Origin of the sequence: Aeromonas bivalvium (genome assembly GCF_000819765.1) — a bacterium.
In the GTDB taxonomy this organism is placed as follows: domain Bacteria; phylum Pseudomonadota; class Gammaproteobacteria; order Enterobacterales; family Aeromonadaceae; genus Aeromonas; species Aeromonas bivalvium.
The window spans coordinates 1-15,129 of sequence record NZ_CDBT01000016.1 but is presented as its reverse complement, the minus strand read 5'-3'; the positions used below and the strand labels follow the sequence as shown (position 1 = coordinate 15,129).

The 15,129-nt window shown below is 64.5% G+C and carries 13 protein-coding genes and 1 pseudogene; 6 read left to right on the top strand and 8 right to left on the bottom strand.

Annotated elements, in window-relative coordinates; genetic code table 11:
* The 5 genes and pseudogenes from BN1119_RS20420 to BN1119_RS05980 all read right to left on the bottom strand — a co-directional run.
* Positions 1–120 (bottom strand): annotated as a pseudogene (locus BN1119_RS20420) (ROK family protein); the annotation flags it as partial.
* Positions 121–308: 188 nt separating this feature from the next.
* Positions 309–1,376, bottom strand: a complete 1,068-nt coding sequence (hemE, locus tag BN1119_RS05995; RefSeq protein ID WP_041995280.1) for a uroporphyrinogen decarboxylase — start codon at positions 1,374–1,376, stop codon at positions 309–311.
* Positions 1,377–1,526: 150 nt separating this feature from the next.
* Positions 1,527–2,306, bottom strand: a complete 780-nt coding sequence (nudC, locus tag BN1119_RS05990) for an NAD(+) diphosphatase (RefSeq protein WP_041995278.1) — start codon at positions 2,304–2,306, stop codon at positions 1,527–1,529.
* Positions 2,307–2,479: 173 nt separating this feature from the next.
* Positions 2,480–3,079 (bottom strand): TIGR04211 family SH3 domain-containing protein, encoded by a 600-nt coding sequence (locus BN1119_RS05985; RefSeq protein WP_041995276.1) that lies wholly within the window; start codon positions 3,077–3,079, stop codon positions 2,480–2,482.
* A gap of 172 nt (positions 3,080–3,251) precedes the next feature.
* Positions 3,252–4,001, bottom strand: a complete 750-nt coding sequence (locus BN1119_RS05980) for a potassium channel family protein (RefSeq protein WP_041995274.1) — start codon at positions 3,999–4,001, stop codon at positions 3,252–3,254.
* A 102-nt stretch (positions 4,002–4,103) separates the two neighbouring features.
* On the opposite strand from BN1119_RS05980, the gene BN1119_RS05975 reads away from it, so the two are divergent.
* From BN1119_RS05975 to glnE, 3 genes are all read left to right on the top strand, one after another.
* The gene (locus BN1119_RS05975) at positions 4,104–5,354 is read left to right on the top strand and encodes a methyl-accepting chemotaxis protein (RefSeq protein ID WP_041995272.1); all 1,251 of its coding nucleotides are present in this window, start codon (positions 4,104–4,106) and stop codon (positions 5,352–5,354) included.
* Positions 5,355–5,479: 125 nt separating this feature from the next.
* A complete protein-coding gene (locus BN1119_RS05970) occupies positions 5,480–5,932 on the top strand; it encodes a GNAT family N-acetyltransferase (RefSeq protein ID WP_041995270.1) in 453 nt (150 codons plus the stop codon).
* A gap of 157 nt (positions 5,933–6,089) precedes the next feature.
* Positions 6,090–8,918, top strand: coding sequence for a bifunctional [glutamate--ammonia ligase]-adenylyl-L-tyrosine phosphorylase/[glutamate--ammonia-ligase] adenylyltransferase (gene glnE / locus BN1119_RS05965; protein WP_041995430.1), 2,829 nt, complete (start codon positions 6,090–6,092; stop codon positions 8,916–8,918).
* A 46-nt stretch (positions 8,919–8,964) separates the two neighbouring features.
* On the opposite strand, the gene BN1119_RS20650 is transcribed toward glnE, so the two are convergent.
* On the bottom strand, positions 8,965–9,300 hold the full coding sequence (locus tag BN1119_RS20650) for a DsrE family protein (RefSeq protein ID WP_041995268.1): 336 nt from the start codon (positions 9,298–9,300) through the stop codon (positions 8,965–8,967).
* Positions 9,301–9,655: 355 nt separating this feature from the next.
* On the opposite strand from BN1119_RS20650, the gene bufA2 reads away from it, so the two are divergent.
* The 3 genes from bufA2 (at position 9,656) to BN1119_RS05945 (ending at position 11,664) form a co-directional block, all read left to right on the top strand.
* On the top strand, positions 9,656–9,937 hold the full coding sequence (bufA2, locus tag BN1119_RS05955) for a BufA2 family periplasmic bufferin-type metallophore (RefSeq protein WP_041995266.1): 282 nt from the start codon (positions 9,656–9,658) through the stop codon (positions 9,935–9,937).
* Positions 9,938–10,043: 106 nt separating this feature from the next.
* Positions 10,044–10,895, top strand: coding sequence for an MNIO family bufferin maturase (gene bufB, locus BN1119_RS05950; protein ID WP_041995264.1), 852 nt, complete (start codon positions 10,044–10,046; stop codon positions 10,893–10,895).
* Positions 10,879–11,664, top strand: a complete 786-nt coding sequence (locus BN1119_RS05945) for an HvfC/BufC N-terminal domain-containing protein (protein ID WP_052448031.1) — start codon at positions 10,879–10,881, stop codon at positions 11,662–11,664. The genes bufB and BN1119_RS05945 overlap by 17 nt, the downstream gene beginning before the upstream one ends.
* A gap of 97 nt (positions 11,665–11,761) precedes the next feature.
* Here BN1119_RS05945 and BN1119_RS05940 read toward each other — a convergent pair whose 3' ends face one another.
* Together BN1119_RS05940 and BN1119_RS05935 are read right to left on the bottom strand one after the other, a co-directional pair.
* The gene (locus tag BN1119_RS05940; protein WP_041995262.1) at positions 11,762–13,906 is read right to left on the bottom strand and encodes an AsmA family protein; all 2,145 of its coding nucleotides are present in this window, start codon (positions 13,904–13,906) and stop codon (positions 11,762–11,764) included.
* 114 nt (positions 13,907–14,020) lie between these two features.
* Positions 14,021–14,929 carry a bifunctional methionine sulfoxide reductase B/A protein gene (locus tag BN1119_RS05935; protein WP_041995260.1) on the bottom strand — a complete coding sequence of 303 codons (909 nt, stop codon included), beginning with the start codon at positions 14,927–14,929 and terminating at the stop codon, positions 14,021–14,023.
* Positions 14,930–15,129 lie beyond the last annotated feature (200 nt).

The following is a 15,129-nucleotide window of genomic DNA, read 5'->3' as shown; positions in this document are numbered from 1 at the left end:
ACCGCCACGACGTTCGGTGGGGATGCGATGGCGCAGCAGCACCTCGTCACCCTCGAGTACCACGCACTCGCACTTGGTCCCGCCAAGGTCGATGCCCCAATCCCACGCACCCTTGCCCATCCTGCCTCCTGCCATGTTCAACGCCACTCTCACCCGGTCGTCGGGAGGCGCCCTCGCCCATGCTGTCCGCGACCCTGTTCAATGGTGGTGCAGTGTAACCCGAGCGGTGACTAGGATGCAGCCCCCGCGAGCCCGGGCAGCAAAACGGGGCCCACAGGCCCCGTTGTTCACTGTGCGGTCGACGACGCTCAGCGGCCGTGGTACTGAGCCGACAGCTCGTGCACCGCGTTGACAAACACGCCGGCATGCTCGGGATCCACATCCTGATGGATGCCGTGGCCCAGGTTGAAGACGTGGCCGTTGCCGCTGCCAAAGCCCGCCAAAATGGTGGCGACCTCTTCGCAGATGCGCCCAGGCGCGGCGTAGAGCATGGAGGGATCCATGTTGCCCTGCAGCGCCACCTTGTCGCCGACCCGGCGCTTGGCGTCTGCGATGTCGATGGTCCAGTCCAGCCCAAGGGCATCGCAACCGGTGGCGGCGATCTGCTCCAGCCACTGACCGCCGTTCTTGGTGAACAGGGTGACCGGCACGCGGCGCCCCTCATTTTCACGGATCAGGCCATCGACGATCTTGTGCATGTACTGCAGGGAGAAGTCGCGGTAATCCCGCGGGGTGAGCACGCCGCCCCAGGTGTCGAACACCATGACGGACTGGGCACCCGCCCTGATCTGGGCGTTGAGGTAGCTGATCACGCTGTCCGCCAGCTTGTCCAGCAGCAGGTGCAGTGTCTTGGGCTCTGCGTACATCATCTGTTTTATCTTGGTGAACGCCTTGGAGCTGCCCCCTTCCACCATGTAGGTGGCCAGGGTCCAGGGGCTGCCGGAGAAGCCGATGAGCGGCACCTCGCCCTTGAGCTCGCGGCGGATGGTGCGCACCGCGTTCATCACGTAGCCAAGTTCGTCTTCCGGATCCGGGATGGGCAGGGCCTGCACGTCCGCCATGGACTTGATGGGGCGCTCGAAACGCGGGCCTTCCCCGTGCTCGAAGTAGAGGCCAAGCCCCATGGCGTCGGGCACGGTCAGGATGTCGGAGAAGAGGATGGCGGCATCGAGGGGATAGCGGCGCAGGGGCTGCAAGGTGACCTCGCAGGCCAGCTCGGCGTTGCGGCACAAGGACATGAAGTCCCCCGCGACGGCACGGGTCGCCTTGTATTCCGGCAGATAGCGGCCAGCTTGGCGCATCATCCATACCGGGGTCATGTCCACGTCCTGGCGCAGCAGGGCGCGCAGGTATCGATCGTTTTTCAGCTCTTTCATCCCAGTTCCTGAGTCGTGTCACGCATAAAATGGCGGATATGATACCACTTTGTCTGCACCAGGGGACGGCGAGAGCGCCTCGCCCGCCCCCTCAACCCCAAAGATGTGAGGGGGCGCAAACAAGATGCGGCCATTTTCCCGGCCGGTCTCTCAGATGGCGTCCGCGAGGCAGAGCTCGATGAGCCGCCGCGCTATGGTGCCGTGGGGAGGGAGCCTCGGCAGCCGGTCCGCCTCGAAGAAGTCGGCGGCCACCAGCTCTTCTTCCTGCAACCGGATCTCGCCGCTCTCGTACTCGGCGACAAATCCCATCATCAGGCTGTGGGGGAAGGGCCAGGGCTGGCTCGACACATAGCGTACGTTGCGCACCCGGATGCCGCTCTCCTCGAACACCTCCCGCTCCACGCACTGCTCGAGGTTCTCCCCCGCCTCCACGAAACCCGCCAGCACGGTGAACATGGGGTCGTCCACCTGATGATGGCGGCGATGGGCCGCCAGCAGCAGCGCCGATCCCTTGCGCACCGCCACTATGATGCAGGGTGAGATGCGCGGATAGACCACATGGCCATGACGGCACCCCTGGGCCCACTCTCCCGCCTCCGGGGTCATGGGGGCGCCGCACTCGCCGCAAAAGCGATGGGTGCGGCGAAAGGTGGCCAGTTGCCAGGCGCGGCCGGCGAGGCGAAAGCCCTCCTCGTCCCCCGCCACCATGAGTTGACGCAGCGGGGCCATGGCCTGGCTATCGACCTCGGCCCCCAGGTCCAGCAACTGGCAGGGCAGGCCGTTCCATTCATCGAAACGGTCGAAATCCACATGATGGAGATGGGCGGGCAGGCAGGCCTTGGGGCCCTGTGGAATGCGCCCCTGTTCATCCAGCAGGACGAGGTGATCGCCCCCCAGCACGAACCAGAAGGCCTGTTCGGTTGATGACATAAGCGAAAGACTCTTGTTGAGAAACGGTGCGCCGGGCGCGGGATCGTTCGGCTCATCTTACGACCGGGGACGCCCGATGGCGACCCCCGGCAGGGTGTCCAGCGCCATCGAGGGGGATTTCCCAAACGAGAGAGGGTCGCCATGGCGACCCTCTCTGGCGATCGCCCGGGCGATCAGTTCATCCAGCGCTCGCTCTGTTTGCGGCGGCGGGGGATCATGGGCAGCAGGATGCCGAGCAGGATGCCGCCCCCCACCATGGCACCACCGCGGATGAACCAGTCCATCTGCATGTCGTGCTCCCGGTTGTCGATGCTGCTGGTCAGGGCATCATTCTCGGCCTTGACGCTGGCGAGCTCCTCCCCCTGACTGTCGAGCTGCCCCTTGAGGGTCGCGAGCTGCGCCTCCTGCTCGGCTATCTTGCCATCCTTCTCGGCGAAGCGTTTCTCGTTGTCGCCATTGAGGTTTTGCAGGCGATCCTTGAGGGCTTGCAGCTCCTGTTCCAGCTGGGGCACCCGCACCTTGAGGCTGGGCTCGCGCTGCAGATCCTCGTTCTTGACCCAGCCTTCCCGGCCGCGTTCATCCACCACCTGGGTGAAGTCGGCCTGGCCGCCCTTCACGTCGAGGGCCTCGCCCGCCTTGACGCTGCCCAGGATCCGGTACTGGGTGCCCGGTCCCCCGTGCATGAAGATATAGATGTTGTCGGAAACATAACGGGTTTCGGCCAGGGCTGACTGGGCACACAGGCAGATCAGTATCCCGAGAAGGGCGCGCATGGTCTGTCGATTCTCTCATTGGGTTAGGGAGTGGCAGGAATGGTAAGCCCCGTGACGGTCAAAGGACAAGCAAAGAAACGGCCTCCCCCTCAAGGCTGGGGGGGAGGCCGTCGGACTCGGGCCCCATGCCCGCCCCGCCCTGACGCGGCTTGCCATCATTGCTCACCGCCTGTCAGGGATCTCGCTTCAGCTGACGGATTTCGTCACGCAATTGCTGCAACTGCGCCAGTATCTGGGCCTGCTGCTCTGTCAGCTGCTGGTAGCGCAGCGCCTCCTCCTTCTGACCGGCCCCCGGCTGCAGAAACAGGCTGGCCATGAAACCGCTGATGGCGGCGTAGAGGCCGACACCGAACAGGATCAGCAGGCTGGCCAGAAAGCGTCCCTGCTCCGTCTTGGGCACCAGATCCCCGTAGCCCACGGTAGACAGTGTCACGAGCGTCCACCAGAAGGCGTCGTAGGGCGTCTCTATCTGGCTGCCCGGCTGACCGGACTCGACCCAGTACATGGCGCCGGACCCGACGCCCAGCAGCAGGAAGAACAGAAACAGGATCCCGGAGAGCCGGGTCTCGTTGCGCTCGCGGCGAAACATGGCCAGCAGATCCGGTCTGTCTCGCAGCAGCTGATAGACCCGCCACAACTGGATCAGCCGCGCCCAGCGCAGCTGTACCACCATGGGCAGGCTGCCGGGCAGATAGAACCAGTTCCCCTTGAGGTAGGCCCAGCGATCCGGCGCCCGCCACCAGCCATAGGCGAAGTGGGCCAGGAAGAAGTAGCAGATCAGGCTGTCGATGTCATAGAACAGCTGAAGCGTCTGGGGACTCGCCAGCTCGAGCCAGCGGACACTGACCAGAGCCACCGAGACCAGAGAGAGGATCGCCATCAGCAGATCCAGGGTGCGCAAGTGCGTAAAGTGATGTCGCATGCAAATTCCAACTTTAAGCGGGAAACCAACTAATAAAACGGAAGATAATGCCGATAGCCCTGATGTGAAAGGCAAAATTCCCCATAGGAAAGGAGAGACGCTATGCAGTTCAACCCGCTGGAGCAGCGGCTGAGTGATATCCGCCTGGTTCCCAAGGTGATCCTGCTGATGGTATTCAGCACACTGTTGTTGCTGGCCAAGCTCTGGTTTGACGCCAGCAACCTGGAGAGCACCCTGCTCAGCGAGGGCATAGACGCCGTCAAGGCCAACGAGATCGCCTCCCGCCTCATCTGGACCGGTCTGGTGGAGACGGCCCTGATGGGGGTGGTGTTCGTGGTGCTGCTGATGGGGGGATCCCGCCTCATGGTCAAGCAGGTGCGCTACCTGGTCAGCCTGCTGGATCGCTTCGCCCAGAAGGATCTCAGCCACAGGGTCGAGCTGGCCTCCAAGGATGAGTTCGGCGACATCGCCAAGGCGGTCGCCCACTCCCAGGAGGAGCTCAAGCAAGTGTTCGGCGAGCAGCGGGTCGCCTGCAAGGAGCTCAACGACATCGCCTCCCAGGTCACCCTGTGCATGGAGGAGGCCAACGAAGCCATCCGTGAGGAGTTCAACCAGATAGAGCAGCTCGCCAGCGCCATGACCCAGATGGTGGGCGCCATCAGCGAGGTGGCCCATCACGCCGAGCAGGCCTCCCACTCCACCAGCGAGACGAGCCAGCTGGCCCAGGAGGGGAGCCGCTGCGTCGCCGATACCGTCAGCACCATTCACACCCTCTCCGGCAACATCCAGCAATCCTCCAGCGTGGTTCACGACGTGGAGCAGGGGGTCGAGCGGATAGGCTCTGTGGTGGATACCATTCGCAGCATCTCTGAGCAGACCAACCTGCTGGCCCTCAACGCCGCCATCGAGGCCGCCCGCGCCGGTGAGGCGGGACGTGGCTTCGCCGTGGTTGCCGACGAGGTGCGCGGTCTGGCCAACCGGGCCCAGTCCGCCACCGTGGAGATCCAGCGGATGATAGAGCAGTTGCAGGGCAGTGCCCGCGCCGCCGCCGGCCTGATGGAGCAGAGTGTGACCCAGGCCGATCTCGGGGTGCAGCAGGTGACCCAGGCCGGTGAACAGCTGGACACCATAGTGGCCCGGGTGCAGGGGGTGGCGGACATGAATCGCCAGATTGCCACCGCCTCCGAGGAGCAGAGCGCGGTCGCCCAGGAGATGAGCGGCAACCTGGAGCAGGTCAAGCAGATAGTCGAAGGCTCTGTGGTGGTGCTGCGCGAGCTGCAGGATGCCTCCGTGCTGGTGGAGGGTCACAGCCAGACCCTCAGCCGCCATATTCAGGCCTTCAAGCTGGACTAGGCCTGCGCGCCCGGGACAAAAGGCGCTCATGGAGCCCTTGACGAACCCGGGCCTTGTCGCCACCTTAGCAAAGAGGAGCCCCCGGGCTCCTCTCTCGTTTCCATCAGCCAGGGCAAGGAGCCAGGATGCAGTACCAGAACGAACCGGCAGACAGGCTGGAGATCAGCGACGACAAGGGACGACTCGACGTGCCGCTCATCCACCGCTTCTTATCCGAAGAAGCCTACTGGTGCCTCGGCATTCCCCTCTCTACCGTGCAGCGGGCCATCAACCATTCGCTGTGCGTCGGCGGCTATGTCGACGGCCAGCAGGTCGCCTTCGCCCGGGTCATCACCGACAAAGCCACCTTCGGCTATCTCTCCGATGTCTTCGTGCTGCCCGCCCATCGCGGTCGCGGCCACAGCAAGGCCCTGGTGGCGGCCATCCTCGATCACCCCGAGCTGCAGGGGCTGCGCCGCCTCATGCTGGCCACCTCGGATGCCCATGGGCTGTATGCCGGTTTCGGCTTCCAGGCCCCGACATATCCAGACAGCCTGATGGAACGCTATCAGCCGGATATCTACCGCCTGACCCGCTGACCTCGCCCCCGTCAATCGACATGGCGCCAGGCCGGATCCGGCTCACGCTTCCGAGCGAGCCCAGCGCCCCCGGCTAGGAGGCGGGAAAGCGCGATGTTAGATTGACCCTGATGCCATCAACGTAAGGAAGAGAACCTTGCCGCTCCCCGCCCCCCTCATGACCCTGGCCGATCGCCACTGGCAGCGCCTGCTGCTCCAGGCCCCCCACTACGGGGAGCTCGCCGAGGCCCACAGAGACGAACTGCTGACCCTGTTTGCCCTCTCCGACTTCGCCGCCGAGGCCCTGATCCAGGAGCCGACCCTGCTGGCCGAGCTGCTGGGATCCCAGGCGCTGCACTCGGATAACCGCTGGCAGGACTATGAGTCCGATCTCGCCGCCCAACTGGCCGACCTGACGGACGAGGAGGCGCTCAAGCGCACCCTGCGCCGCTTTCGTCGCAGCCGCATGCTGGCGATCGCCTGGCGCGAGCTGCTCATGGGCGCCGAGGTCGAAGAGAGCTTTGTCCATCTCACCAAACTGGCGGACACCCTCATCTGCGGCGCCCGGGACTGGCTCTACGCCAAACAGTGCGCCGAGCTCGGCACCCCCATGGATGGCGATGGCAACCCCCAGCCCCTGCTCATCCTCGGCATGGGCAAGCTCGGCGGCGGCGAGCTGAATTTCTCCTCGGACATCGATCTCATCTTCACCTTCCCCGACAACGGCTACACGGTCGGCGGGCGGCGCGAACTCGCCAACCAGCAATTCTTCATCAAGCTGGGGCAGCGCCTGATCAACGCCCTGCACCAGCCCACCCAGGATGGCCAGGTGTTTCGGGTCGACATGCGGCTGCGCCCGTTCGGCGAGGCGGGGCCGCTCGCCATCTCGTTTGCCGCCATGGAGGACTACTACCAGCACCATGGCCGCAACTGGGAGCGCTACGCCATGGTCAAGGCGCGGGTGCTGGGACCCCAGTGCCAGCACGCCCAGGGACTCACCGAGCTGCTGCGCCCCTTCGTATTTCGCCGCTACATCGACTTTGGCGTCATCGACGGCCTGCGCCAGATGAAGGCGATGATCGCCGCCGAGGTGCGTCGCAAGGGGCTGGAGGGCAACATCAAGCTGGGGGCTGGCGGCATTCGCGAGGTGGAGTTCATCGCCCAGGCGCTGCAGCTCATTCGTGGCGGCCGCGAGCCCGCCCTGCGGGTGCGCCACCTGCCCGAGGCCCTGGCGGCCATAGCACAGAGCGGCGCCCTCGATGGGGAGCGCTGCACGCGCCTGCTCCAGGCCTATCGCTTCCTGCGCCGGGTGGAGAACATCCTTCAGGAGATAGGGGATCAGCAGACCCAGACCCTGCCCACCGAGGAGCGGGATCGCCTGCGGCTCATCACCGCCATGGACTTCACCGACTGGGACAGCTTCATGGCGTACCTGGACGAGGAGATGGCCGTCGTCCATCAGGAGTTCGTCGCCGTGGTGGGGGAAGAGAAAGAGGCCCCCGCCCATCTGGAACAGATCTGGCTGGACTTGTGGCGTACCGAGCTCGATGCCACCGAGCTGGATACACTGCTCGCCACCCAGGGCATGAGCGACCCCGCGCCCCTCTGCGCCGCCCTGCTGCGCTTCAAGGAGGAGTACAGGCGCCGCCAGGTCGGGCCCCAGGGGCGCATCGCCCTGGACTGGCTGATGCCCGAGCTGCTGCGACTGGTGGTGGCGAGCCGTGAGCCTGCCCGCCTGTTCGAGCGAGTCTGCACCCTGCTCACCCGCATCTTCACCCGCAGCGCCTACCTGCAACTGCTGGCGGAAAATCCCGCCGCCCTGCGCCAGCTGGTGCGCCTGTGCGACGAGAGCAACCTGGTGAGCGAGCAGCTGGCCCGCTACCCCATCTTGCTGGACGAGCTGCTGGATCCCCAGCACCTCTACCACCCCACCCCGCTGGATCAGTACAAGCCCCAGCTGCGCCAGTTCCTGCTGCGCATCCCCGAGGAGGACGTGGAGCAGCAGATGGAGGCGCTGCGCCAGTTCAAGCAGGTGCAGCTGCTGCGCATCGTCGCGGCCGACATCGCCGGCGCCCTGCCGCTGATGAAGGTGAGCGACCACCTCACCTGGCTGGCGGAGGCGATCACCGAGGAGGTGGTCAATCAGGCCTGGGCCCAGATGAGCGAACGCTACGGGGTGCCCCCCGAGGTGGCGCTGAGCGGCCAGCGCGGCTTCGCCGTGGTGGCCTACGGCAAGCTCGGCGGCATCGAGCTCGGCTACGGCTCGGATCTCGACCTGGTGTTCCTGCACGGTGGCGACCCCAACGGCTACACAGACGGGCGCAAGCCCATCGACAGCCGCCAGTTCTACCTGCGCCTGGCCCAGCGGATCCTGCACCTGTTCAGCACCCGCACCCCGTCCGGCATACTCTACGAGATCGATATGCGGCTGCGCCCCTCCGGCGATGCCGGCCTGCTGGTCTCCTCCCTCGCCGCCTACGAGCAGTACCAGCAGCGGGAGGCCTGGACCTGGGAGCATCAGGCCCTGGTGCGGGCCCGCCCCATCTATGGCGATGATGCCGTGGTCGCCGAATTTGCCCGCATCCGCCGCGCCGTGCTGGCCAGGGGCAGGGATCTGCCTACCCTGGCCAAGGAGGTACGGGAGATGCGCCAGAAGATGCGGGATCACCTGCTCAAGGCGGGCGAGGGAGAGTTCGATCTCAAGCAGTCCCCCGGCGGCATGGTGGACATAGAATTCATCGCCCAGTATCTGGTGCTGGCCCATGCCTTCGGCGAGCCGGACGCCCTCACCCGCTGGTCAGACAACGTGCGCATCTTCGATGAGTGCGTGATGGCGGGGGTATTGACCCTGGAGCAGGCGGAGGGGCTCAAGCAAGCCTATCTTGAGATCCGCAACCTGGGTCATCGCCTCAACCTCTCGGAGATCTCCCGCAAGGTGGGGGACGATCAGCTGAGGGCCGAGCGACAGCGGGTCAGCCAGGTATGGCAACGGCTGCTCGGGGAGTAGAGGACCCCGTCACCATGGCCCGACCATGATGGCGGGGTATGCCTGCTCAGGACTTGATATAGGCAAACCCTTGCTGTTGCAGTTCGATCAGGGCCAGCACACCGGTGGAGACCACCTCGACCCCGGGGAGCAGCTGGTCGGGAACCAGCCGCTGGCCTCGCAGGGAGTTGGCACAGACCAGCAGCCTGACCCCTCGCGCCAGCAGGTCGGGCCACTGCGGCTCGCTCTCTCCGGCCGTCAGAAGGCTGGTCACCCCATTGCCATTGACCAGCAGCACCAGTTCCCCCGGCTCCCCCGCCATATCCTCTAGCAAGTTATTGATATTATTGAATGCCATCCGGCTGCGTTCCCGCTCGGACAGGTGAAAGACCACTCGTATCATCTGATGCCTCCTTGTCAGTGACCCCCATGATGACAGCCAGACGACCCCAAGGCGAGCCTCCTGGATTGACAGTGAGCGCCAGACTGGACCAGGACGAAATGGTCGGCCATGACTGGCGCCTCCTCTGGCCATGTGATCGAAAAAATAATATTTGAATGAAAAAGCGACACTCTGCGGTCTTCTGGATGAGGGCGATGACGGAAAACAGGATGAACCCATTGAGCGATCCGGTTCGTAATGGTTTGAGCGTCACACCCTGCACAGTGCTCAGATGAGCAGTATGGGGCACGCCTCGCAGAGGTGGCCACATGGCAGCCCGGCATACGGTCGGGCCATATCCTTCAAGGAGATAGAGATGCACGCAACTCGTAAAACCATGAACCGTCTGGCGGGGGCCGCTCTTGCGATGGCCGCCATTTCCCTCTCGGGCGCGGCCTTCGCGGAAGGCGCCAGCAAGCCCAACACGGGACAGAACGGTGAGAGCCAGGTTCACTGTTATGGCGTCAACAGCTGCAAGGGTCACAACGACTGCAAGACGGCAGATAACGCCTGCAAGGGCCAGGGATCCTGCAAGGGCCAGGGGTTCCTCACCATGAATCGTGAAGAGTGCAATGCCAAGGGTGGCACCATTCGCTGAGCAGGCCACACTCGGCTGTCGCTATGGCCGGTTACCCCCAGAGGGCGCCGGCCTGTTTTTCATGAACGACGCAGCTTAGCCCCATCCCCTCGACTCAGGAGCCCAGATGCAACCCTTTCCCTGGCTTGGTTTTGGTTTGGGTCTCAGACCCCCCCACTTCCAGGAGGTGCTGGACGGCGCCCCCGGCGTGGACTGGTTCGAGATCCTCTCAGAGAACTTCATGGTGGCTGGCGGCAAACCATGCCACTACCTGACGCAGATCCGCGCCGATTACCCCATCGTCATGCATGGGGTTTCCATGAACATAGGGTCGGCAGACCCCCTCGACATGGACTATCTGCGCCGTCTCAAGGCGCTGATGATCCGCATCGAACCTGCCTGGGTATCGGACCACCTCTGCTGGACCGGGGTGGCGGGCTACAACAGCCATGATCTGCTGCCCCTGCCGCTGACCCAAGGGGTGCTCGACCACCTGTGCGAGCGGATCCATCGGGTGCAAGATTACCTCGGCCGCCCTCTGGTACTGGAAAACGCCTCTACCTATCTCGAGTTTGCCCAGGCCGACTACTCAGAGCCTGAATTTCTCAACCAGCTCAGCCAGCGCAGCGGATGCCGCCTGCTGCTCGACCTCAACAACATCTATGTCAGCAGCCGCAATCACGGTTTCGATGCCAACGGCTATCTGGATGCCATAGCACAAGAGGCCGTCGTGCAGTTCCATCTCGCCGGTCACACCGATTATGGGGACTATGTGATAGACACCCATGACCATCCCATCGTCGACTCTGTCTGGGCGCTGTTCGAGCGGGCGGTGCGCCGCTTTGGCCCCGTCAGCACCATGATAGAACGCGATGACCATATCCCCCCCTTCGCCGAGCTGGTCACTGAGCTCGGCCGGGCCAGGACGATGGCGGCCCCCCACTGGCCACCCGGGAGGCCCAATGTCGACGCCCGCTGATCTCAAGGCGCTGCAGCTGGCCTTCATGGCAGGCTTGCACCGGCAGGAGACCATGCCGCCCTTCCCCCTGCGAGACGGGCCCCTGCCAGCCGAGCTGCGCTGGCATATCTATGTCAATGCCTACCAGAGCCGCCTGCTGGAGTGCCTGCAACAGGATTTCGAGCAAACCTGGGCCTATGCGGGAGATGAGATGTTTGCCTCCCTCTGCCGGGACTACCTGGCTCAGCATCCTCCCCGCAGCTGGACCCTGCGTGAGCTGGGCGCCCACTTCGCCCCTTATCTCGTCCAGGCGTTGCCTGACCACCCGCAACTCGGCGAGCTGGCCGAGTTCGAGTGGCGCCTGCGGGCCGCCTTCGATGCCGCCGACGTCTCGCCCCTGACCCTGGCCGAGATCCAGCGCGAAGACGCCGAGCGCTGGCCCGATCTGCGCTTTGAGCTGATCCCCTCCGCCGACCTCCACCTCCAGCACTTCAACACCCTGGCGGTATGGAAGGCCCTCAAGGCCGAACTGCCTCCCCCTGCCCCCCTCTATGGCGAGCAGCCCGTCAGCTGCCTCATCTGGCGCAGCCCGGACCGTCTCATCCGCTATCGCAGCCTAGCGGCGGAGGAGGCCATCCTGATCCAGGGCATGGTGCAGCAGCAGGACTTCGCCACCCTCTGCCTTGGGCTCAGTGCACTGCTGCCCGGTGACAACGCCGCCTTCCAGGCCGGACAGTATCTGCAACGCTGGCTGGCGGACGGGCTGATCGGCGGCTACCGACTGGCGTGATGGCCACGCCTCTGAACCATGGCCGCTTGATCGGTTGACTCTCAAACATGAAACAGCCCCGCCAGTCTCCCGGCGGGGCTGTTTGTCTGCTCATCTCTTACTTGAACAAGCCCTTGAGCAGCTGGTCCGCCACCCCTTTTATCTGCTCGTCGTCCGCCTTGTCCCCGAGCAGCTTCTTGAGACCCCGCTCGGCCTCCTTGCGGGCCTTCTCTTCCAGCAACTGGTTATCCGCCAGCAGTCCCTTGACGTCGAGGCGATAGCTGGGCTGACGCCAATGGCCGCCGATGATCACCGGGATGGTGATGCCCTTGAGATCCTCGAGCCCCTTGCCACCCTGCCCCTTGCTGGTCTCGACCACGGTCGTGGCCATCAGAAAATCCAGGGTCTCGGGCACCAGCGCCGTGCTGCCCTTGCCTTCGACCCGCAGCGCCGGTGCCAGCAGGCGGATATCATCACTGCTTGCCTTACCCTGCCCGATCCGGAAATGGGCGGTCAGGGCGCTGAAGTCGGTCTTGCGCGCCTCCCCGGCCTCCCTCGCCTTCTCTCCCTTGAGGGTCGCCCTGGCCTCCCGCAGCATCTGCGGCAAGTTGATGCCATGGAGGGCGCCATCCTCCACCTTGAGATCCAGGGTGCCTGCCAGCTGGCTGCGCAGGGCGTGGGAGGAGAGGCCGCGCCCGCTCAGCCGGATATCGGCGCTGCCCCGCCCGGCCAGCAGATCGGTCTGGGCCAGGGTTTGCAGCAGGGGTTGCAGATCGACACCGGCGATCTGCTTGTGAACCTGGAACGTCGCCGGCTGCTGGCGCGCATCTATCACCCCCTCCCCCTGGGCAGAGCCGCCAAACAGCCTGGCGTTGAAGCCTGTTATCCTGACCAGACCGGCATCTGCCGCCAGTGCCAGACCCACCTGTTCGGCCTTGACGCCATCGGCTATCAGGGTACCCACCTTGAGCCGCCCCGCCAGATCCAGCCCCTTGAGCCAGGCCAGATCCGGCTCGGCCTCCCCGGTTGCTGCCACGCCGGTGCTGCCAGCGGCCTTGCCGGCCCCCTTGTCAGCCACGGGCTTGCTGCCCGCCTCTTTGGCAACCGGCGCCTCCTTGGCTTTGGTGGGGCGCCAGGCGTCAAGATCCAGCCGCTCGGCCGCCAGATCGAAGCGGATCCCGGGAATATCCTTCATGATCAGGCTGCCATTGCCCGCCAGCTGCAGCTCATCGGCACCCAGGGCAACCCTGGACAGGGTCAGCGTCTTGCTCGCCATGGCCCACTGCCCCTCGGCGCCGAGCACCACCTTGATCTCGGGTCTTGGCAAATCCGGCCCCTTCAGCACTCCATCCAGGGTGACATCCGCCAGATCGAGCAGGCTCTGCGCCCCGTTGAGCCGCCCCTTGAGGCTGGCAGTCAGATCGAAGGCAAGCTCCCCCTGCCGACCCTGGGCGCTCACACCAAGCTGGCTCCACTGCCCCAGCGTGAGGCGATCCGCCCCCAGTGTGAAGCGATCGAGCCGGGTATCCCCCTGCGCCAATTCCCCTTCCACCGCGAGCCCCTCCAGCTCGCTGCTCGCCAGATCCCGGCCCAGCCTGAGCCGGGTCTCCCCCTTGGCCGCCAGCGTCAACCCCTGATGTTCGCCATTCAGGGAGAAGGTCATGGGCACCCAGCTGTCGGGCTTGAGCTCACCCAGGGAGAGATCGAGCCGCGTCAGCTGCAGGCGGGAACCGTTGCGATCATCGATGACCAGGGCACTGGCCTGGGTCAGGGAAAGGCTCTCGATGGCCAGCTGCCAAGGCTCGGAACCCGATGTTTGCCCGCTCTCATCCTGGCCCGGCGCCCTGGTGCTGGCCCCACCCCCTTGAGCACTGCGGGTCAGCCCCGTCAGGTTTGAGCTGCCATCGGCACGGGTCTGGATGAAGAGATGGGCGCCTTCCAGAGACACCTCGCCAACCTGCAACCGGCGGGAGAGCAGGGGCAGCACGGCGACCGAGGCCTGGCCGCGCTCGAAGCGCACCAGATCCTGCTCGGCGAATCCGGCCGGATTGCGCAGCGCTGCCTGCTCGAGGGAGAGCCCCAGACTGGGCCAGAAAGTCCAGCTGATGGGGCCGTCGATGACGAGATCCCGCCCCGTGTTCTTCTTTACCTGCTCCATCAGCAGGGGCTTAAACTGTGCCGGATCAACCAGGGTCACCAGACTTGTTATCGCGATCAACAAGGCTGCCGCCAACCCCAGCACGGCATAGAGGATCTTCTTCATGGCTCACTCGCTCTCCTGCATAGATGGCTCGACTATATCACGGCCCATCCGGCTCTGAGTCGACTTGCCCCCAATCGCTGCCACAGTGCGACAGCTCCTGGGAAAGAGGGCGGCTCACCCCTTGAGATAGTCGGCAAACAACGTCTTGAATTTCTCCAGCTTGGGGCGGATCACCACCTGGCAGTAAGCCTGCTCCCCATGCTTGGCGAAATAATCCTGATGATGCGCCTCGGCAGGGTAGAAGCCGTCGTAACCGGTCAGCTCGGTCACCAGAGGGGCGGAGAATACCTTGGCCTCATCCAGCGCCTGGATCATGGCGCTCGCAATCCTCACCTGCTCATCATCATGGGCGAAGATCACGGAGCGGTACTGGGGACCCACGTCATGTCCCTGGCGATGAAGGCTGGTGGGATCATGGCTGGCGAAGAAGGCCTCCAGCAGGGTCGCAAAGTCGATGATGGCGGGATCGTATTCAATCTGCACCACCTCCGCATGACCGGTCTGACCGGTACAGACTCGCCGGTAGTCGGCATCGTCGGCACGCCCTCCCGCATAGCCCGGGCTGACCCGGCTCACCCCTTTCAGGCAGCTGAATACCGCCTCGACACACCAGAAACAGCCGCCCCCCAGGGTGGCCAGGGCCATCTGAGGTTGTGGCTGCGAGCCCTCCTCTCTCGCCTCGAAGGTGAGGGAGACAGAATTGACGCAATGGCGCAGATTCTTCTCGGTCAGGTATTCCCCCTCGAACACATGGCCAAGGTGCCCCTCGCAGCGGGCGCAGACGATCTCGACCCTGCGGCCATCGGCATCCGGGACCCGCTTCACCGCCCCCGGCAGCTCGTCATCAAACGCCGGCCAGCCGCAGTGGGCATTGAACTTGTGCTCAGAAGCATAAAGGGGGGCACCGCACTTCTTGCACAGGTAGCGCCCGGGGGCATCATGGCGGTAATACTCGCCACTGAAAGGACGCTCTGTCCCCTTCTGCTCGATCACGTATTTTTCAAACTCGGTCAGGGTAGCCATGGCGAACCTCCTCATTGCGATGATTAACAGACCGGACAGTTCCTGCTCCCATTTCATGCTCCCGAGCCGCCAGGTGCAAGCCTGGTGTGACTCGGGGCAGAGCGTTTCGCTAACGCCAAACAAACAAAAAAGCCTTCCCGTAGGGGGAAGGCCTTTCACATCAGCGAGGTAGCACACCAATTGTAGTGGTCAACTAAATC